Source organism: Thermus composti (assembly GCF_014647535.1).
In the GTDB taxonomy this organism is placed as follows: Bacteria; Deinococcota; Deinococci; order Deinococcales; family Thermaceae; genus Thermus; species Thermus composti.
The window spans coordinates 48,618-67,528 of record NZ_BMPJ01000007.1 but is presented as its reverse complement, the minus strand read 5'-3'; the positions used below and the strand labels follow the sequence as shown (position 1 = coordinate 67,528).

Sequence of the window (18,911 nt, the reverse complement as noted above, 5' to 3'; positions counted from 1 at the left end):
TTCCTAAGCGGCCTGCCTAAGGTAGATCCCGGGGTCCGTGGGGTTGGCGATGGCCACCACCCGCCTCACCAGCTCCTCCGGGGGCAGGTCCAAAAGGGCCGTCATCTCTCCGGGGGAGACCACCGCCTCGTAGAACTTCCTCGCCCCCTGAGCGAGGAGAAGCCTCACCAGCTCGGAAAGCGCCTCCTCCCCCCCGGGGAAGGCGGGGCCGAAGGCGTCGGGGACCAGGAGGTCCTTCTTGTCCGTGTGGAGGAGGAGGGCGTAGCGGGCCCGGTCCCTTTTGCCCTGCCAGTCGGTGATCAGGTAGACCTTGGCCTCGGAGAGGCGGAGGCCCTTCAAGGCCTCCTTCAAGGCCTCCAGGCTGACCCGGGGGGCGCTCCTCAGACCCACGCGTTCCATGCCCTTATCTTAAGCCCAAAGCAAGGGGCAAGCGCCCCGCCCCTATGGGGCCCACGGATCAGAGGAGCTTGCGGGCGTAGATGACCTGGCCGGCGTGGTGCTGGGCGTGCTCCACCAGGTGGTGGAGGACGTGGGCCCTGGGGGCCTCCGTCCCCAGGTGGCCCACCGGGACCGCCTGGCCCAGGTCCTCTTCCCGCACCGCCTTAAGGGCGGAAAGGAGCTTCTCCCAGGCCTCCTTGAAGCGGGCCACCACCTCTTCCTTGGGCTCGGGTTCCCCTAAAAGCTCCCACTCCCTGCCCCTTTGGGCCCACGCGGGTAGCTCCAGGCCTAGGGCGTAGTGGGCGAGGCGCAGGGAGCTTCCCGTGATGTGGCGCACCAGGCCGCCGATGGGGTTGGCCCCCTCCTTGGGCCGCCACCAGAAGGCTTCCTCGGGAAGGTCAAAGGCCCACTTTTCCAGGTGAAGGGCCACCTCCTTAAGGCCCTTGATCCAGGCGGAGACCGCCGGGGCGACCCCGGGCTCTAGAGGTTCTAAGAAGGGTGCGGGCATGGGTCCAGTTTAACCCAAAAGCCCTCTTGGGGCGTTCCGGGCTCCCGGACCCGGCCCCGGTATACTGGCGGCGTGTACGGGGTCTTGGTCTGGCCTCCGGAAGACCTCAAGGCCTTCTTGGAGGGCCTGCAGGCCCAGCACGGGGTGAAGGGTTTCGGCCCCCCTCACCTCAACCTACGCCAGCCCTTTGACTGGCCCTACGAGGAGGAGGCCCTGAAGATCGCCCTGGAGGGGATCCTCCGGGGGCATGAACCCTTCCGGCTTCGGCTTGGGGGATGGCGGTACTTCCCCCAAGGGGTGGTCTACCTCAGGGCCTACGGGGGGACCCCTTTCCGCAGGCTCTACCATGCCCTGGAGCCCCTGGCCCCGCCCCTCAAGGAGATTGAGGGGCCGAGCTACATCCCCCACCTCACCCTGGCCCTGGGGCTTTCCGAGGAGGCGGCCAAGGCCTTGGTCCAAAGCCTTCCCCCTCCACCCCGGGGCTCGTTTTGGGTGCGGGAGGTGGCTTTGGTGAAGGACGAGGACGGGGACCGCCTGGTGGAGGTGGCCCGCTTCCCTTTGGGACCTAGCCCAGAGCGATGAGGGCCATGGCCAGGAGGCTAAGGCCCACCCCCATAAGCCGCCCCCGGGAGAGCCTCTCCTTCAGGACAAGCCAGGCCAGAAGGACCGTGAAGACGGGGTAGAAGGAGGAGAGGACCGCCGCCACGTCCAGCCGCCCGGCCTGGGCCGCGAGGAGGAAGAAGAGGTTCCCCCCGGCGTCCCCCAGGCTTGCGAGGAGGATCCACGGGGCCTCGCGCCTCCCAGGCCAGGGCCTGGCCTTGAGGGCGGCGGGGAGGACCAGGAGAAGGGCGGCGAGCTTGGCCCAGGCGGCGGGGTAGAAGAGCCCCTCCACCCGGTCCATAAAGGCGTAGAACCCGCCGAAGCCGAGGCCGGCGAGGAGGGCGAGGCCCAGGTTGCCCGGGCGTGCCCGGCCTTCGGGCCGGGAGACGAACCAGACCGCGAGCAGGCCCAGCCCCATGCCCAAGGCGGGGAAGAGGCCCGGCCACCCCTCGAGGAAAGCCCCCAGGGCTACGGGGAGCGCCGCCCCCACCACCCCGGCCACCGGGGCGGCGAGGCCCATCTCCCCTTGGGCCAGGGCCCGGTAGAGGCTGAGGAGGCCGAGGGTCCCGGAGGCCCCGCCCAGAAGGGCGAAGGGGAGGTCCCGCCCTGAGGGCGCTTCCCCATAGGCCAGAGCCAGGAGAAGGAAAAGGAAAAGGCCGATGCCGGAAACCCAAAGGACCACCGCCTGGGGGTGGGCCCGGCGGGAGGCCATCCCGCCCCCGAAGTCCCCGGCCCCCCAGGTAAGCGCGGAGAGGAGAGCGAAGCTTAGGGTGAGGAGGATGTGGGCGTCCAATGGCGTTCCAGAAAGCGCCCGCACCGGGTCGGGTGCGGGCCGGGGCGAGAAAGGCTCAGTCCAGGAAGTCGCGGAGCTTCCGGGTGCGGGACTCGTGGTACTTGAGCTTCCTCAGGGCCTTGTTCTCAATCTGGCGGATCCTTTCCCGGGTCACGCCGAAGTAGGCCCCCACCTCCTCGAGGGTGTGCTCCCGCCCGTCAATGAGCCCCTTGCGGAGCTTCAAGACCATGGCCTCCCGCTCGGAGAGCTTGGAGAGGGCCTTTTCCAGCTCCTCCGCCAGGAGGCTTTGGGCGGCGGCGTCCACGGGGGAGGGGAGGTGCTCGTCGGGGATGAAGTCCCCGTAGAAGCTGTCCTTCTCGTCCCCGATGGGGGTCTCCAGGGAGACGGGTTCTTGGGCGATCTTCAGGGTCTCCTCCACCCGCTTGGCGTCCCAGCCCGGGCCCATGGCCTCGGCGATCTCCTCGTAGGTGGGCTCCCGGCCCAGCTCCTGCTGCAGTTGCCTTGCGGTGCGGGAGAGCTTGTTGATGGTCTCCACCATGTGGACCGGGATGCGGATGGTGCGGGCCTGGTCGGCGATGGCCCGGTTGATGGCCTGCCGGATCCACCAGGTGGCGTAGGTGGAGAACTTGAAGCGGCGCTTGTACTCAAACTTCTCCACCGCCCGGATCAGGCCCTGGTTGCCCTCCTGGATGAGGTCCAGGAAGGAGAGGCCCCGCCCCGTGTACTTCTTGGCGATGGAGACCACAAGCCTCAGGTTGGCTTCAATGAGGTGCTGCCGGGCCGCCTCCCCTTCCCGGGCGATGTGGAGGTAGCGCTTCAGCTCCTTGGGGAGGCTTTTGAGCTTCTGGTCAATCTCCTCCACGGTCTTGGGGTCCAGCTTTTCCTTTAGACCGGGGATGTTCTGCACCCGGGCGGTGCCCAGGATCTTGGCCCGCACCACCTCCCGGATGAGGTCCTGGTCCAGCCCCGTGGCCTCGGAGAGCTTCTTGATGGCCTCCATGCCCTCCTCCACCTTCCGGGCCAGCTCCACCTCCTCCTCGAGGGTGAGGAGGGGCACCTGGCCGATCTCGTGGAGGTACTGGCGCACGGGGTCCGAGGTGGAGAGCTTGGGGATCGGGAGCTCCTCCTCTTCCAGGAACTCATCCCCTTCCCCCTCGGCAAACTCCCCTTCCAGGGACTCGTCCAGGTCCTCCAGGCCCTCCTCCAAGAGCTCGGGGTCGGGCTCGGGGAGGTCCTCCTCGGGAAGCTCCTCCTCGGGGAGGGCCTCGAGGGTAGCCAGCTGGGCCTCCTCGGTCGCCTTCTTGTTGTTCTTCTTGGCCTTCTTCATCTTGCCTCCTTCCGGGCGAAGAGCACCTTGTAGTCCTCTACCAAGAGGGTCTGGAAGCCGCCGAAATGGGCTTCCAGGAGGGGTTCGTACTTCAGAAAGGGGTTGGCCACCAGAAAAAACCCACCGCCCGGCTTGAGCCGGGCCGCAGCCGCCATCACGAAAGCCTGGGCCACATCCAGGATGACCGCACCCCCCACGTGGAAGGGGGGGTTCGTTACTATGATGTCAAACCGGGCTTCCCCTGTCAAGGCCTGGTCCACGTCGGAATGGAGGGCGTGGGCCTGGAGGCCGTTTTCCGCCAGGGACCTTTCCAAGGAGCGCACCGAGACCAGGTCGTCTTCCACGGCGAAGACCTCGGCCCCCATCCGGGCCAAGGGCAGGGTGAGGGCCCCGTAGCCCGCCCCCAGGTCCAAGACCCGCTTTCCCCGCACCCCTTCCGGGCCGAGCTCCCGGGTTAGGGCCTTAAGGAGGAGGAGGGAGGCGGGGTCCACCTTGCCCGCCGAGAAGACCCCAGGGAGGTGCCAGAAGGCGTAGGCCTCCCCCAGGATCCGGGCGGAGAAGCGCCGCCAGAGGGGAGAAAGGGGAGGGGCTTCCCTTTCCTTCTCCAGGAGGGCCACCCGCACGGGGCCTTCCCGCCGCACCACCTCCCCGTAGCCCAGGATCCTTTGGGCGGTCTTGAAGTAGCGCTCAAAGCCCTTGTTCTTGTCCCCCGCCAGGTAAAGCCGCCCCCCCGTCCTCAGGCCCCGGGCGGCGGCCACCAGGCTCGCCTCCACGTAGGCGGTGCCCCGGCCTGCGGGCAGGGCCAGGACCACCAGGTCGTAGGCCCCTTCCGCCGCCTCCCAGGGCGGGGCGAGGCGGGCCCTGAGGCCGCTTGCCCTGAGGCAGAGGAAGGCGGCCATGGAGGTCTCCAGCCTTTCCACCTCCATTCGCCCCTCCAGGGGGAGGCTTCCCCAGCCCACCCCGGGGTTTAGGTCCAGGGCCCTTTCCCCGTAAGGTTCAACGGTCTTCTGCAGGAGGTCGTACACGGGGTCGCGGTAGCCCCGGGCCCCCGGCTTCACGTAGAGGACCCCGCCGGGGCGGGGCAGGGGGGTGGGGCGGTGGTAGGCCTCGAGGGTCAGGCTCACGTCCTTTCAGGATACGGGGCTTGGGGAGGAAGGGCAAATGTGATAGTATGCCTTTTCAAGCCGCCCTTGGGGGCGGGAAGGAGGTGGGCGTGGCCCTCGTGGTTCAGAAGTACGGCGGCACTTCCGTGGGTGACCTGGAGCGCATCCACAAGGTGGCCCAGCGCATCGCCCATTACCGGGAGAAAGGGCATCAACTTGCGGTGGTGGTCTCGGCCATGGGACACACCACCGACGAGCTCATCGCCCTGGCCAGGCGGGTGAACCCGAGACCCCCCTTTAGGGAGCTGGACCTCCTCACCACCACGGGGGAGCAGGTTTCCGTGGCCCTCCTTTCCATGCAGCTTTGGGCCATGGGGATCCCCGCCAAGGGCTTCGTCCAGCACCAGATCGGCATCACCACCGACGGGCGCTACGGGGATGCCCGGATCCTCGAGGTCAACCCGGCTAGGATCCGGGAGGCCCTGGAGGAGGGCTTTGTGGCGGTGATCGCCGGCTTCATGGGCACCACCCCGGAAGGGGAGATCACCACCTTGGGCCGGGGGGGGTCGGACACCACCGCCGTGGCCATCGCCGCCGCCCTCGGGGCCAAGGAGTGCGAGATCTACACGGACACCGAGGGGGTTTACACCACGGACCCCCACCTGATCCCCGAGGCGAGGAAGCTTTCCGTCATCGGCTACGACCAGATGCTGGAGATGGCCGCCTTGGGGGCCAGGGTCCTCCACCCCCGGGCGGTCTACTACGCCAAGCGCTACGGGGTGGTGCTCCACGTGCGCTCCAGCTTTTCCTACAACCCCGGTACCCTGGTGAAGGAGGTCGGTATGGAAATGGACAGGGTGGTGACGGGCGTGGCCTTGGACCTGGACCACGCCCAGATCGGGCTCATCGGCATCCCCGACCAGCCGGGGATCGCCGCCAAGGTCTTCCAGGCTTTGGCCGAACGGGGGATTGCCGTGGACATGATCATCCAGGGAGTGCCCGGCCACGACCCCTCGAGGCAGCAGATGGCCTTCACGGTGAAGAAGGACTTCGCCCAGGAGGCCCTGGAGGCCTTGGAGCCTGTTCTGGCGGAGATCGGGGGCGAGGCCATCCTGAGGCCCGATATCGCCAAGGTCTCCATCGTGGGCGTGGGGCTCGCCTCCCAGCCGGAGGTTCCCGCCAAGATGTTCCAGGCGGTGGCCTCCACGGGGGCCAACATTGAGATGATCGCCACCAGCGAGGTGCGCATCTCCGTGATCATCCCCGCCGAGTACGCCGAGGCGGCGCTTAGGGCTGTCCACCAGGCCTTTGAGCTGGACAAGGCCTAAAAGGGTTGGCCCCCGCCGGGAGGCCCCGGCGGGGGCGGTCCCTTGGCCCTAGATAAGGCCCAGGGCCTTCACCTGCTCCATCTCGTCCAGAAGCTCCTTTGCGGTGATCTCCATGCGCTTCCGGGCGAACTCGTTGATCTCCAGGCCCTCCACGATGCGGTACTCCCCGTCTTTGGTGGTCACGGGGAAGGAGTAGACGATGCCCTCGGGGATGCCGTACTCCCCTTGGGAGGGGACGGCCATGGAGACCCAGTCCCCTTCCGGGGTGCCCAAAGCCCAGTCCCGGATGTGCTCAATGGCGGCGTTGGCGGCGCTGGCGGCGCTGGAAGCCCCCCGGGCCTGGATGATGGCCGCCCCCCGCTGGGCCACGGTGGGGATGAAGGTCTTCTCGTACCACTCCATATCCACGAGCTCCAGGGCGGGCCTGCCGTCCACCTCGGCGTGGAAGAGGTCGGGGAACATGGTGGAGGAGTGGTTGCCCCACACCGTCATGCGGCGGATCCGGTCCACGGGGACGCCGGTCTTTTTGGCCAGCTGGGCCTTGGCCCGGTTGTGGTCCAGCCGGGTCATGGCGGTGAAGTTCCGGGGGTTGAGCCCAGGGGCGTTTTTATAGGCGATGAGGGCGTTGGTGTTGGCGGGGTTGCCCACCACCAGCACCTTCACGTCCTTCTTGGCCACCTCGGCCAGGGCCCGGCCCTGCTCGGTGAAGATCTTGCCGTTCACCTCCAGGAGGTCCCGCCGCTCCATCCCCGCCTTGCGGGGGGCCGCCCCCACCAGAAGGGCGTAGTCCGCGTCCTTGAAGGCCACCTTGGGGTCGTCGGTGGCCTCGAGGCCCGCAAGCAAGGGGAAGGCGCAGTCCTCCAGCTCCATGACCACGCCCTCGAGGGCTCTCATGGCCTGGGGGACCTCCAGGAGCTTGAGGATGACGGGTTGGTCCTTGCCCAGCATCTCCCCCGCGGCGATGCGGAAAAGGAGGCTGTAGCCGATCTGGCCTGCGGCGCCGGTGACCGCCACGCAAACGGGACGCTTCATGCTTTCCCTCCTTTGGGCCTCCGCCCAGGGGGCATTTTACCCGAGGCCCCGGTAGATCCGCCTTTCCGCCTCAATGGCCTGGTCCAGCTCGTGGATCTCCTTGAGGAGCTCGAGGTCGGCGGGGTTTTGGCGGAGGGCTTCCTTGAGCTTCTGCCGCCTTTCCAGGAAGTAGGCCTCCCTTAGCCGGGCCAGGGTTTTCTCCAACCGCTCCCCGAACCTCGGGTCCTCCGGGGACCGGACCAAAAGGAGCTTTTCCAGAAGAATCCCCCCGGCCTCCTTGCGGCTTAGCACCTGGCGCAGGTAGTCCCGCCGGGGCTCTTTTTGGGCGAGCTCCAAAAACTCCGCCAAAAGGGAACCCTCCGGGGGCCAGACCTGGTCGGCCACCCGGCGCACCCCTTCCCCGAACCGCTCTGGGGGAAGGGAGAGGAGGAGGGCGATGACGTCCAGCTCCAGGAGGAGGACCCGGTTCTTGGGCTCGGTTTTGGGTGGCGGGGAAGGCGGGGGGCTTCCCCGCTTTAGGCTCCGGAGGAAGTCGGCAAGCTCCCGCGCCGAAAGGCCAAGCCGCTCCACCACCAGGGCCTTGAGCCGCTCGGCCACCGGGTCAAAGGGCTCCGGGGAGAGCATCCTGGGGGCCAGGGCCAAAAGGACCTTCCTTCGGTGCTCCGGGCGGTTTAGGTCCAGGCCCTTGGCCGCCTCCTGGAAGCGGAAGTCCACCTCGGGAAGGGCTTCTTCCAGGGCTTTTTGGAAGAGGGCGGGGCCATCGGGAAGGAGGAGGAGCTCCCCCGGGTCCTTGGCGGGGAGGCGCACGGCGTAGAAGAGGAACTTTTTGGCGAGCTCCAGGTTGAGGCTCTGGAGGGTGGCCTTCTGCCCGGCCTCGTCGGCGTCAAAGGCCAGGTAGACCTCCCGCACCTCCTGGGCCTTGAGGAGGGCGGCCTGCTCCTCGGAAAGCCCCGAGCCCAGGACGGCCACGGTCTCGGAGAAGCCCATCTGGTGGAGGGCGATGGCGTCAAAAAGCCCCTCCACCACGATGGCCCGGCCCCTTCTCAAGGCCTCCTTGGCCTCGGGGTAGGCGAAGAGGACCTCCCGCTTGCGGAAAAGGGGGGTCTCCGGGGTGTTGAGGTACTTGGGGGTTTCGTCCCCCAGGGCCCTTCCCGTGAAGGCCACGATCCGCCCAAGCCGGTCCTTGATGGGGAAGGTGATCCGGTGGCGGAGGCGGTCGTGGAAGCGTCCTTCCCTTTCCGAGAGCACCCCGGCCCGCGCCCCCTCCTCCGGGGGGATGCCCCTTTGGGCGAGGAAGGTGAGGAGGCCGTCCGCCGCCGGGGGGGCGTAGCCTAGGCCGAAGCGGGCGATGCTCTCCTGGGAAAGTCCCCGGCTTGCCAAATAGGCCTGGGCTTCCTTGGAGGCCCTAAGGCCTTCCAGGAAGTAGGCCTGGGCCAGCTTGAGGACGTCCAGAAGCTCCCTTTTGCCTTGGGGCTTTCCCTTTTGGGTGATCTCTAGGCCCGCCTCTTCCGCCAACCGCTCCACCGCCCCCAGGAAGTCCAGGCCCTCGAGGCGCTCCACAAAGGCGATGAGGTCGCCTCCCGCCTTACAACCGAAGCAGTGGAAAAGCCCCTTCTCCTCGTCCACGTAGAAGGAAGGGGTCTTCTCCTGGTGGAAGGGGCATAGGCCCTTCCACCGCCCCCGGCCCGCGGGCTTCAGGACCACGTACCGGGAGACCACCTCCTTAAGGGAGAGGCGGCTTTTGATGGCCTCCACCGCTTCGCCTAGGTCCATGGCGAACCCCTGCCCAGAGGTGGGCGATCCACCTTCCCAGGATACCGTACCCCCTAAGCTCCCTCCCCGGGGCCTCCCCCGCCAAAACCCGCTGCCAGACCTGGGTTAGGGGCGTTGAGGGGACGAAGACCAGAAGGTGGTCCACCCGCTCCCCCTCCTCCAAGAGGAGCTGGGCCCTAAGGAGACGGGCGATCTCCAGGTGCACGGCGAAGCCCGTGCGGTGGGTCTGGTAGAGGAGGTGCTGGGAGAGGGCCTGCGCCTTCCTCGGGGCCTTGGGCCAAAGGAAGAGGGCCAGGGTGGCCAGGGCCAAGTGGTGGACGTAGGGGTTGGAAAGCTTTCGGGAAAGGACCAGGGCTTCTTTCAGGAGGTGCCTGGGATCGCGGCCCGTTTTCCAGGTGTGGAGGGCCAGGGCCAGGACGGCCAGGCTCTTCCCGTCGGGGTGCTTCTGGGCCTCCCGGTAGAGGGCTTCGGGGAACCGCCCCCTTAGGGCCTGGGCCCCGAGAAGGCTCGCCGCAAGCCAGGGGTGGGGGTTTTGGGCGTAGTAGGCCTCCCCCTCTTCCAGGGCCTCGGGAAGCCGGCCCTGTTCTAGGAGGAAGCGGAGGCGGGTGGCGTGGAAGCGGGCGTGGGCCTCCCGATCCCCTTCCGCAGGCCCTGCCAGGAGGGCTTCGGCCTCCTCGTAGCGGCCCAGGTCCATGAGGAGGCTCGCCCTTAGGGACCGGTAGTGGAGGTGGAGGCTTGGGGGAAGGTGCGGGTGGAAGGGGGTGAGGAACTGGAGGGCGGCCTTGGGGCGGAAGGCCCGCCAGAGGGCTCCCGCTAGCTCTAGGCGGGCCTGGGCCTCCTCCAAGGGGTAGGGCCTTAGGTGGGGGAGGAGGGCTTGGAGGGCGAGGGGGTCTTTGGCCTGGCGGAAGGCCTTAAGGACGGGGTCTTCGGCCCTGGGTCCCGCTTCCGTCTCCGGGGCTTGGCCCAAGGAGGCCCGGGCGTCCTGGAGCTCGGCCTCCAGGGCGGGCTTTAGGCCCTCGGGGGCCAGGGCCAGGGCCTCCTCGTAGAGAGGGATGGCCTCTTCTAGGCGGCCTTTCCTCCAGGCCCCTTGGGCCAGGACCCGTAGGGTTTGAACGGCCTCCCGGGGCTTCCCCCCTAGGGCCAGGTGGCGGGCCATGGCCCGGGGGTCTCCGTGCTTTTGGTGGTACCGGGCGGCCTCCAGGTGCCAGGCCCCTTGCTCCTCCTCGAGGACCAGGGCCCGGGCGGCCCGGACCACCGAGGGGAGGGGCCTTTCCCCCTCTAAAAGGCCTTCCTCCCAGAGCCTTTCCCAAGAGAAGGGGCCCGCAAGCCCTTCCGCCAGGTCCTGGGGCGCCTCCCCCAGGACCCCGAGGACCAGAAGCCCCCGTTTTTCCGGGAAAGGGAGGCCGTCCAGGGCGGGCTGGAGGGCGAGGAGGGGAGGGATGGGCTTTTCCTTGAGGAGAAGGGCGGGTTGGAAGAGGGGTCTGCGGCTTTCCACCGCCAGGCGGAGCTGGGGGAGGGGGCGCCCGAGGAAGCGGAGGAGGGTGGGGTCGGGGGCGTGGAAGTCCTTGAGGACCAGGAGCAGGGGCTCGGAGAGGCTCTTTAGGGCCTCTTCCCAAGCCTCGAGGATGGCCTCCTCCAGCGCCTCCCGGGGCCAGGGGGGGCGGGCCTCGAGGCCCAGGCTATAGCGGAGGGCCCGGTGGAGGTGGGGGGCCAGGGGCAGGTGGAGGAGGGTTTCCAGGCCGCCGAAGGCCTTTTGGGCGGCCTCCTGAAGGCTTAGCCGCAAGGGGGTCTCGGGCCCCATGCGCTCCAGGACCACGGTCCTCAAGGGGGCTTTCCGGACCAGCTCGGCCAGGAGGAGGCTTTTGCCGCTTCCCGGCGGCCCCACCAGGTTAACCCTGCCCCCGGGTTCAAGAAGCCGCCTTAAGGCCTCCTCGAGGAGGGAAGCCTCCTCGGGCCCCAGGGCGACCCCCACCGCCTCCACCCGGAAGGCCTCCACCTCCCCAAGCCCCTTGAGGGGCCTTGGGCCTAAGGGGATGGCCCGGGTCCCCGGGGCCGCCCCCAGGGTCTTCCCGTCGCAGACCACCTCCTGGGGGGCGGCCACCTTGGAGAGCCGCTCCGCCCGCACCGCCGGCGGGCCCAAGGAGGTGGCCTCCCCCGCCTGCCCCTCCCCCAAGGGGGCCCAGAGCACCTCCCCGCTGGCCACCCCGGCCCTTGCGGGAAGGCCCGCCGCCTTCACCATGGCCTGGGCGGCCTCCAGGGCCCGCCAGGGCTCCATCCCCTGGGCCCTAGGGGCCCCGAAGAGGACCATGACCGCATCCCCCAGGAAGCGGTGGACGAAACCGCCCCGGAGGCGGGCCTCCTGGGCCGCCCGCTCCAGGGCGGCCTGGATCTCCCGGTAGGCGGCCTCAAGGCCCCCCTGAAACCTCGAGGTGGAGTCCACCAGGTCCAGGAAGACCACGCTCACGTGGCGGCGCTCCTTGAGGAGGGGGCTGCCCAAGGGGCGGCCGCAGCCCATGCAGAACTGGGCCCCAGGGGGGTTTTTCTGGCCGCAGAGGCACCGCACCTTCACTCCCGGAAGAGCATGAGGGGGGGCCAGAGGCGCACCCAGGCCCTGGGCGGCAGGGGGGTCTCGGCGTGGAGGAGAAGGGGGAAGGGCTCCTCCAAAAGGTAAAACCCCTCCCCCAAGGGGCGCACCCGCCCTCCCAGGCGGTAGCCCGCCCCTTCCCGCCTTAGGAAGGCCTCCCCTTCCCAGGGCCCCGCCTCCCGCACCACCCCGTGGAGAAGCCCCCGCACGGGGCCCGTGGGGGCCGGGGGGGCGCCCCGGTCAAAAGCGTAGACGATCTGCCCCGCCACGCCCACTTCCAAGAGGGGGCTCCCCCAGGGCTCGGGGAAGAGGTGGACCTCGAGGGCGTAGGCCTGAAAGCGGGCGAAGAAGGCCTCGGGGCTTTCCTCCAAGGAGGCGGTCATGAGAAGAGTTTAAGGGCCCGGGGAGGGCCCTGGGAAGCCTAGGTTTGGGTGGCCAGCCGCCAGGCCAGGGCCTTGGCCAGGAAGAGGGCCGCCTCCTTGTCCAGGTACTGGTTGCCGTTGCCGCACTTGGGGGAGAGGACGCACCGGGGGCACCCTTCCTGGCAGGGGCAGGCCAAAAGGAGCTCCAGGGCGGCCCGCACCCACTCGGGAAACCTTTGGGCGGCCCGCCGGGCGTAGCCCACCCCGCCGGGGTAGCCGTCGTAGATGAAGACCGTGGGGCCTTGCCCCGAGGGCAGGGGCCTGGGGTAGAAGGGGTAGGAGATCCCCCCGATGTCCTGCCGCTCCGCCAGGACGAAGAGGGGAAGAAGCCCGATCAGGGCGTGCTCCAGGGCGTGGATCCCCCCGGGGATCCGGTGGGGGGGAAGGGCCTCGGGGGGGTGGAACCAGAGGGCCTCGGTGGGGAAGGTGATCTCGGGGAGTTCCAGGGGCACCTCTTCCAGGACGCTCCCCGTGTAAAAGCGCTTCTTCACGTAGCCCACCACCCGCTCCCTCAGGACCACCCGCCCCACCCAGACCCCGTGGCCTAGGGGCTCCCCCGAGAGGACCTCCAGGTCCGTCTCCGCCCGGGGCTCGGTGTAGTAGTCCTCGAGGGCGGGCAGGAGCCAGACCTCCCGCCGCCCGGGGTCTATGTTCCGCACCAGGTAGCTTTCCCCCCCGTGGAGGTAGATGGCCCCCGGGTGGGCCTCCCAGTAGGCCTGGCGCTCGTCCAGGTAGCCCAGAACCTCCCCTTCAGGCCCCCTCAGGGTGAAGGTGGCCCCAAGGCCCCTGAGGGCGATGGCCCGGTGGGGGTGGCGCCTTGGGGTGTAGAAGAGGCCGTCTTTTTCCTTGAGCTCCGAAAGGGCCTCGGGGCAGAGGACCTCCTCCTTGGTCAGGGGCTTCTCCCAGGCGGCGGCGTGGAGGTGGAGGGGGCAGAGGACCGGGTTTTGCGGCTCGGCCACCGCCTCCTCGGGGGGGGTTTTTAGGAAGAGCTCGGGCCTTTGCAGGAAGTACTCGTCCATGGGGTCTTCCCGGGGGATGTAGACCACAAGGGCCCGCCTTTCCCCCCGCCCGGCCCTTCCCGCCCGCTGCCAGAAGGCGGCCATGGAGCCGGGGTAGCCCACCAGGACCACGGCGTCCAGCTCCCCGATGTCCACCCCGAGCTCCAGGGCGCTGGTGGAGACCAGGACCCGCACCTCCCCCCGCTTCAGGGCCTCCTCCAGCCTGCGCCGCTCCTTGGCGGTGTACCCCGCCCGGTAGGGGCGCACCCCCGGGTGGGCGGCGTAGCGGGCCAAAAGCTCGGCGCTTTTCCGGGCGTTGACGAAGACGAGCCCCCTAAGCCCCGCCTCCGCCAGGGCCCGGGCCAGGTAGGCCCCTTCCAGAAGGGGGCTTCGCCGCCTCTCCCCTTTGGGGTCCAAAGGCTTGGGGAGGAGGACCAGAAGCTCCCGCTCCGAGCGGGCCACCTCCTCCCGGAGTTCCACGAAGGGGAGGCCCGTGAGGGTTTCCGCGTGCTCCTTGGCGTTGGCGATGGTGGCGCTGGCAGCGATGACCTGGGGGTCTGCCCCGTAGTGGCGGGCCAGGCGCAGGAGGCGGAAGAGGACCAGGGCCACGTGGGTGCCGAAGACCCCCCGGTAGGCGTGGAGCTCGTCCAGGACCAGGTACTTAAGCCGGGCCAAAAAGGAGGCCCAGTCCCCGTGCCGGGGCAGAAGGCCGAAGTGGAGCATGTCGGGGTTGGAGAGGAGGACCCTTCCCCCTTCCCGGGCCCGCCTCCGGGTTTCGCTGGCGGTGTCCCCGTCGTAGGGGAAGACCCCGTCCAGCCCCAGGGCCTGGGCCATGGCCTTGAGGCGCCGGAGCTGGTCGTGGGCTAAGGCCTTGGTGGGGAAGAGGAGGAGGCTCGTTTGGCCTTCCAGGGCGGCCTTGAGGACCGGGACCTGGAAGACGAGGCTTTTCCCGGCGGCGGTGGCGTAGGCCATGACCACGTTCTTTCCCTCGGCCACCCGGTCTAAGGCCTCCTGCTGGTGGCGAAAGGGCCTAAGGCCCAAGGCCTCCAGGACCCCGGCGAAGGGCCCCCGGGGCGGGACGGGCCTGGGGGGGGTTTGGGGAAGGAGGTGGGCGAAGACGATGCGCCCCCGGAACTCGGGGTCGGCCTCGAGCCACGCCCGGTAGTTCTCCCACCCCCTTAGGGCCTCGGGCAACACGCCTTTATTATGGAGGCATGATCCTGACCACCACGCCCGAGGTGGAAGGGCGCCGGATTGAGGCCTATCTGGGCATCGTCTTCGGCGAGGCCATCGTGGGGGCGAACCTCTTTCGGGACCTCTTCGCCCAGATCCGGGACATCGTGGGGGGGCGGAGCGGGGCCTACGAGGCGGAGCTTAGGCGGGCCCGGGAGATGGCCCTAAAGGAGCTTGAGGAGGCGGCCAAAGCCCTTGGGGCCGACGCCGTGGTGGGGATTGACGTGGACTACGAGGTTTTAGGCCAGGGCAACTCCATGCTCATGGTCACCGCCAGCGGCACCGCCGTGCGCCTTTCGCCCTAAAGCTCCTTTACCCAGACCTCGTGGATCACCGGGTGGCCGTGGTAGGGGGCCCAGAAGGGGCTCGCCTTCTTGGCATAGAGACGGAAGCCCAAGCTTTGGTAGAGTCTCCGGGCCGCCTGGTTGGCCCGGGTGGTGGCGAGCTGGACTCCCGGCACCCCCTTGGCCCGCAGACAGTCCAGAAAGGCCACAAGGAGGAGCCTACCCACGCCCTTGCCCCGGGCCTCGAGGCCCACGGCGATGTGCAGGTGGGCGGGGTAGCGGCCCAGGGGGGCCTTGGGACCCGGGAAGCGAAGGAGGCGCAGGAGGTAGCGGAGGTGGGGAAGGGGGGGGCCATAAACCCCTAGGCCGATCCGCAGGAGGAGCAGGGGAAGCCGGGGCAAGAGGTCCCAAAAAAGGGCGAAACCCGAGCAGGCCCCCAGGATGTAGCCCAAAACCTTCCCTTCCTCCTCGGCCACCAGGTTGCAGCACCCCGCCCGCAGGTAAGGGGCCACGAAAACCTCCCCCCAAAGCCTTTCGCTGGGAAAGACCCAAGGGGCTTCCCGCCCCAAAAGGAGGGTGGCGTGGGAAAGGCGGGCGATGGCGGGGAGGTCCTGGAGCGTGGCTGGCCGCAGGGTGGGCACCCCTTCCAGTCTAACCCGGGTAGAATGCCCTCCCGTGAGGCGCCTTGCCCCCTGGCATTGGTTTTTGCTCCTCCTTGGGGGCTACTTTCTCCTTACGGAGGCGGTGCGGCTTTGGCTGGGCCTCCTCTGGGCCGAGCGCCTGGCGGTGGTGCTGGCCGCCTTGGGGGTCTGGGCCTTCGTCAACGGGCGGTTCCTCTTCGCCTACTACCACGCCTTCTTGGCCTCCTTGCGGGTTCGCCGCCTTCCCCCCTTGGCCTTAGGACCCGGGGAGCACCTTCTGGTGCTGGCCCCCCATCCCGACGACGAGGTTTTGGCGGCGGCGGGGCTCATGGCCCGGGTGGCCCGGGAGGGGGGGCGGGTGAGCGTGGTCTACCTCACCTCGGGGGATGCCTTTGACCTGGCTGCGGGAAGCCCCCTTCCCTCCCAGGAGGCCCTGCGCCGCCTGGCCCTAAGGCGCATGGTGGAGGCCAGGCGGGGCCTACAGGCGCTGGGGCTTTCCCAGGACTCGGCCATTTTCCTGGGCTTTCCCGACCAGGGGCTTTTTTCCCTCTTCACCACCCACTACTACCTGCCCTGGGAGAGCCCCCACACCGGGCTTAGGGCCGTGGCCTACCCGGGCGCTTACCGCCCGGGCCTACCCTACACGGGCAAGGCCCTGGAAGGGGTCTTGGGGGAGCTTTTCCGGGAGCTTGGGCCAAGCCGCATCCTCCTGCCAAGCCCCCTGGACGCCCACCGGGACCACCAGGCCACCGCCTACTTCGGCATGCAGGTGGCGGCCGCCTTGGGGATGGAGGACCGCCTCCTCTTCTACATCGTCCACGGGGGGTACCAGTACCCCCTGCCCAAGGGGCTCCACCCCCGGCTTCCCCTCTACCCGCCCCCGAGGGGCCGGGGGCTTCCTTGGCGGCGCTTTCCCCTGTGGGAGGAGGAGGTGCGGCTTAAAGAGAAAGCCATCCGGGCCCACCGGAGCCAGATGCGCCTTCTGGGCCGGTTTCTTCTAGCCTTCGTGCGCCAAAACGAGCTTTTTAGCCCCCTTCCCGTCCCGGCCAAGGAGGTGCTAGCCGCGGAGGAGGAGGGGTGGGCCCCCTTCCAGGGGCGGGAGGTCCTCTAGGCTTTCCAGGCCGAAGACCTCGAGGAAGCGCTCCGTGGTGCCGTAGAGCTTGGGGCGGCCCGGGGCCTCCTTCTCCCCCACCACCCGGATGAGCCCCCGTTCCAGGAGGCTTTCCAGGACGCCCTCCACGCTCCTGCCCCGCATGGCCTCAAGCTCCGCCCGGGCGATGGGCTGGTGGTAGGCGATGAGGGCGAGGACCTCCAGGGCCGCCTTGGAGAGCTTTGGGGGCGAGGGCTTGAGCACCTTCTCCACGGCGGGCAGGGCCTTCTCGTGCACCACGAGCCGCCACCCCCCCGCCACCCGCTCCAGGGCCACCCCCAGCGCCCCGCCTTGGAGGTCGGCCTCGAGGGCCTTCAGGGCCCTTAGCACCGCCTCCTCCGGGTGGCCCAGGGCCTTAAGCTCCTTAAGGGCCACGGGCCTTCCCGCGGCGAAAAGGACCGCCAGGATCTCCGCCTTGAGGCTAGGGCCTGCCATCTAGGCGAGGTAGGCCAGCAGGGCTTCCTTGGGGATGGCCCCTTCCCTTAAGACCTCCCCGGTGCGCAGGTCCACCACGCTGGAGGCGAGCCCTCCCGCCTCCCCGGGAAGGACCAGGTCCACGGCGAAGGCCTTGGCCTCCTCGGCGGTGCGCACCGGGGGCTCGCCGCTTTTGTTGAGGCTGGTGGCGGCGGCGTACCCCCCCACCCGGCGGAGCACCTCCCGCACCAGGGGGTGGTCGGGCATCCGGAGGCCCACGGAGCCATCCCGGCTGATCCAAGGGGGGATGCCCCACCCGGGGACTACCACGGTGAGCCCCCCGGGCCAGAAGGCCTCGGCCAGGCGCAGAAACTTTTCCTTAAGGGGTCCAAGGTCGGCGAGCCTCAGGGCGCTTTCCAGGTCCGCCACCAGGACCTGGAGGGGCTTGTCCTCGGGCCGCCCCTTGACCTCGTAGATGCGGCGGCAGGCGGCCTCGTCCTCCATCCGGGCCAAGACGCCGAAGACGGTGTCCGTGGGCAGGGCCACGAGGCCCCCCGCTTTGAGGGTTTCCGCTGCCCTTTGGGCCATCCGGTATACTTCTTCCATGCCGGTCTACCAGTATAAGGCCCGGGACCGCCAGGGCCGCCTGGTGGAGGCCACCATTGAGGCTGAGGACCTCCGCACCGCCGCGAGGCTCCTCCGCGACCGGGGCCTCTTCGTGGCCGAGATCAAAGAGCCCGGGAAGGGCCTGCAGGCGGAGGTTCGGATCCCCGTCTTGGAGCGGGGGCCAGGCCTTAAGGACCTGGCCATCTTCTCCCGGCAGCTTGCCACCATGCTGGGGGCGGGCCTCACCCTCCTCCAGTCCCTGGCCATCCTGGAAAAGCAGACCGAAAACAAGAAGTTCCGAGAGATCCTCAAGCAGGTCCGGACGGATATTGAAGGGGGCATGGCCTTTTCCGAGGCCCTGGCCAAGCACAAGCTCTTCTCCCGGCTTTACGTGAACCTGGTGCGGGCGGGGGAGACCTCGGGGGGGCTAGACCTCATCCTGGACCGGCTTGCGAGCTTCTTGGAAAAGGAGCTGGAACTAAGGGGCAAGATCCGAAGCGCCATGACCTACCCCGTCATCGTCTTCGTCTTCGCCGTGGGCGTGGCCTATTTTCTCCTCACGGGGATCGTGCCCCAGTTCGCCCAGATCCTCACCGACTTAGGCTCGGAGCTACCCCTCCTCACCCGCTTCCTCATCGCCCTTTCCGACCTCTTGAGGGCCGCCACCCTGCCCCTTCTCCTCCTCGCCGTGGTCCTCTACTTCGTCTACCGCTGGTACTACGGCACCCCCCAGGGGCGGAAGGTCATTGACCGGGTCAAGCTCCGCCTTCCCGTCTTCGGCAACCTGAACCGCAAGACCGCCGTGGCCCGCTTCTCCCGCACCCTGGCCCTCCTCCTCGCCAGCGGGGTGAACATCGTGGAGGCCTTGGACATCACCAAGGGCACGGCGGGCAACCGCGTGGTGGAGGAGATCGTGGAGGCCGCCAAGCTCAAGATCCAGCAGGGCGACCCCCTGAACCTCACCCTGGCCCAGCACCCCTTCGTCTTCCCCCCCATGGTGAGCTCCATGGTGGCCATCGGCGAGGAGACCGGGGCCCTGGACACCATGCTTTCCAAGATCGCCGACTTCTACGAGCGGGAGGTGGACGAGGCGGTGGCGAGCCTCACCGCCGCCATAGAGCCCCTCATGATCATCTTCCTGGGCGTCATCGTGGGGATGATCGTGGCGGGGATGTTCCTGCCCCTCTTCAAGATCATCGGGACCCTCTCCGTGCAATAAGGGCCTTCGCCACCTCCGGGGGAACCGGCATCACACTAAGCCGGTTCCCCCGCCTTACCAGGGGGTGGTCCCTGGGGAAGAGGGCCTTGAGCTCGGCGAGGGGGACGAGGGGCCACTTCTCCACGAAGGCCACCTCCACCGTGTACCACCGGGGCTTTTCCGGCGTGGCCTTGGGGTTAAAGTAGGGGCTTTCCGGGTCAAACTGGGTGGGGTCGGGGACCTGGGTGCGCACCACCCGGCAAAGCCCGGCGATCCCCGGGGGGGTGGTGCTGGAGTGGTAGAAGAAGCAGAGGTCGCCCTCTTGCATCTGCATCAGGTAGTTGCGGGCCTGGTAGTTCCGGACCCCGTCCCAGATCGCCTTTCCTTCCCGCTCCAGGTCGGCGATGCTGTAGACCTGGGGCTCGGATTTGAGGAGCCAGTAGGCCATGGCCTAAAGTCTAAAGCCCCCTTTAGCGGGG

The 18,911-nt window shown here is 68.6% G+C and carries 19 protein-coding genes; 5 read left to right on the top strand and 14 right to left on the bottom strand.

Annotation, left to right across the window (positions count from 1 at the left end; translation table 11 throughout):
• Positions 1-3: 3 nt before the first annotated feature.
• Together IEX93_RS04025 and IEX93_RS04020 are read right to left on the bottom strand one after the other, a co-directional pair.
• Positions 4-399, bottom strand: a complete 396-nt coding sequence (locus IEX93_RS04025; protein ID WP_188846742.1) for a DUF3197 domain-containing protein — start codon at positions 397-399, stop codon at positions 4-6.
• A gap of 58 nt (positions 400-457) precedes the next feature.
• Positions 458-946: a DinB family protein gene (locus IEX93_RS04020; protein WP_188846740.1), complete on the bottom strand. Its 489-nt coding sequence runs from the start codon at positions 944-946 to the stop codon at positions 458-460.
• 72 nt (positions 947-1,018) lie between these two features.
• Here IEX93_RS04020 and IEX93_RS04015 point away from each other — a divergent pair, with 72 nt between their 5' ends.
• Entirely contained in the window at positions 1,019-1,528 is a 510-nt protein-coding gene (locus IEX93_RS04015) for a 2'-5' RNA ligase family protein (RefSeq protein ID WP_188846738.1), read from the top strand.
• Here the strand turns inward: IEX93_RS04015 and IEX93_RS04010 are convergent.
• The 3 genes from IEX93_RS04010 to IEX93_RS04000 are packed head-to-tail and all read right to left on the bottom strand — an operon-like array spanning position 1,512 to position 4,790.
• Positions 1,512-2,339 carry an EamA family transporter gene (locus IEX93_RS04010; RefSeq protein ID WP_188846736.1) on the bottom strand — a complete coding sequence of 276 codons (828 nt, stop codon included), beginning with the start codon at positions 2,337-2,339 and terminating at the stop codon, positions 1,512-1,514. The two genes, IEX93_RS04015 and IEX93_RS04010, sit on opposite strands and share 17 nt — an antisense overlap.
• Before the next feature lie 55 nt (positions 2,340-2,394).
• Entirely contained in the window at positions 2,395-3,666 is a 1,272-nt protein-coding gene (gene rpoD, locus IEX93_RS04005) for an RNA polymerase sigma factor RpoD (protein ID WP_188846734.1), read from the bottom strand.
• Positions 3,663-4,790: a class I SAM-dependent methyltransferase gene (locus tag IEX93_RS04000; protein ID WP_188846732.1), complete on the bottom strand. Its 1,128-nt coding sequence runs from the start codon at positions 4,788-4,790 to the stop codon at positions 3,663-3,665. The genes rpoD and IEX93_RS04000 overlap by 4 nt, the downstream gene beginning before the upstream one ends.
• Before the next feature lie 89 nt (positions 4,791-4,879).
• Here IEX93_RS04000 and IEX93_RS03995 point away from each other — a divergent pair, with 89 nt between their 5' ends.
• Positions 4,880-6,097, top strand: coding sequence for an aspartate kinase (locus tag IEX93_RS03995; RefSeq protein WP_188846731.1), 1,218 nt, complete (start codon positions 4,880-4,882; stop codon positions 6,095-6,097).
• Between the two features lie 48 nt (positions 6,098-6,145).
• On the opposite strand, the gene IEX93_RS03990 is transcribed toward IEX93_RS03995, so the two are convergent.
• From IEX93_RS03990 to IEX93_RS03970, 5 genes are read right to left on the bottom strand one after another with little or no spacing between them, the layout of a single operon-like run.
• The gene (locus tag IEX93_RS03990) at positions 6,146-7,129 is read right to left on the bottom strand and encodes a malate dehydrogenase (RefSeq protein WP_188846728.1); all 984 of its coding nucleotides are present in this window, start codon (positions 7,127-7,129) and stop codon (positions 6,146-6,148) included.
• Between the two features lie 36 nt (positions 7,130-7,165).
• Complete coding sequence (dnaG, locus tag IEX93_RS03985) at positions 7,166-8,902, bottom strand: DNA primase (RefSeq protein ID WP_188846726.1); 1,737 nt, start codon at positions 8,900-8,902, stop codon at positions 7,166-7,168.
• Complete coding sequence (locus IEX93_RS03980) at positions 8,853-11,471, bottom strand: AAA family ATPase (RefSeq protein ID WP_188846723.1); 2,619 nt, start codon at positions 11,469-11,471, stop codon at positions 8,853-8,855. The genes dnaG and IEX93_RS03980 overlap by 50 nt, the downstream gene beginning before the upstream one ends.
• Positions 11,468-11,869: a hypothetical protein gene (locus IEX93_RS03975; protein WP_188846722.1), complete on the bottom strand. Its 402-nt coding sequence runs from the start codon at positions 11,867-11,869 to the stop codon at positions 11,468-11,470. Before IEX93_RS03975 ends, IEX93_RS03980 begins: the two co-directional genes overlap by 4 nt.
• Positions 11,870-11,907: 38 nt before the next feature.
• On the bottom strand, positions 11,908-14,103 hold the full coding sequence (locus IEX93_RS03970) for a DEAD/DEAH box helicase (protein WP_188846720.1): 2,196 nt from the start codon (positions 14,101-14,103) through the stop codon (positions 11,908-11,910).
• Positions 14,104-14,120: 17 nt separating this feature from the next.
• Here IEX93_RS03970 and IEX93_RS03965 point away from each other — a divergent pair, with 17 nt between their 5' ends.
• Positions 14,121-14,444 (top strand): heavy metal-binding domain-containing protein, encoded by a 324-nt coding sequence (locus tag IEX93_RS03965; RefSeq protein WP_188846718.1) that lies wholly within the window; start codon positions 14,121-14,123, stop codon positions 14,442-14,444.
• Here the strand turns inward: IEX93_RS03965 and IEX93_RS03960 are convergent.
• Complete coding sequence (locus IEX93_RS03960) at positions 14,441-15,064, bottom strand: GNAT family N-acetyltransferase (RefSeq protein WP_188846716.1); 624 nt, start codon at positions 15,062-15,064, stop codon at positions 14,441-14,443. The genes IEX93_RS03965 and IEX93_RS03960 overlap by 4 nt on opposite strands.
• A 34-nt stretch (positions 15,065-15,098) precedes the next feature.
• On the opposite strand from IEX93_RS03960, the gene IEX93_RS03955 reads away from it, so the two are divergent.
• A complete protein-coding gene (locus IEX93_RS03955; protein ID WP_188846714.1) occupies positions 15,099-16,175 on the top strand; it encodes a PIG-L deacetylase family protein in 1,077 nt (358 codons plus the stop codon).
• Here the strand turns inward: IEX93_RS03955 and scpB are convergent.
• Complete coding sequence (gene scpB / locus IEX93_RS03950) at positions 16,122-16,649, bottom strand: SMC-Scp complex subunit ScpB (protein ID WP_188846713.1); 528 nt, start codon at positions 16,647-16,649, stop codon at positions 16,122-16,124. The two genes, IEX93_RS03955 and scpB, sit on opposite strands and share 54 nt — an antisense overlap.
• Positions 16,650-17,234, bottom strand: coding sequence for an L-threonylcarbamoyladenylate synthase (locus tag IEX93_RS03945; RefSeq protein WP_188846711.1), 585 nt, complete (start codon positions 17,232-17,234; stop codon positions 16,650-16,652). It lies immediately after the preceding gene.
• On the opposite strand from IEX93_RS03945, the gene pilC reads away from it, so the two are divergent.
• A complete protein-coding gene (gene pilC / locus IEX93_RS03940) occupies positions 17,233-18,453 on the top strand; it encodes a type IV pilus assembly protein PilC (protein ID WP_188846709.1) in 1,221 nt (406 codons plus the stop codon). The genes IEX93_RS03945 and pilC overlap by 2 nt on opposite strands.
• On the opposite strand, the gene IEX93_RS03935 is transcribed toward pilC, so the two are convergent.
• Positions 18,428-18,880: an EVE domain-containing protein gene (locus tag IEX93_RS03935; protein ID WP_188846707.1), complete on the bottom strand. Its 453-nt coding sequence runs from the start codon at positions 18,878-18,880 to the stop codon at positions 18,428-18,430. The two genes, pilC and IEX93_RS03935, sit on opposite strands and share 26 nt — an antisense overlap.
• Positions 18,881-18,911 lie beyond the last annotated feature (31 nt).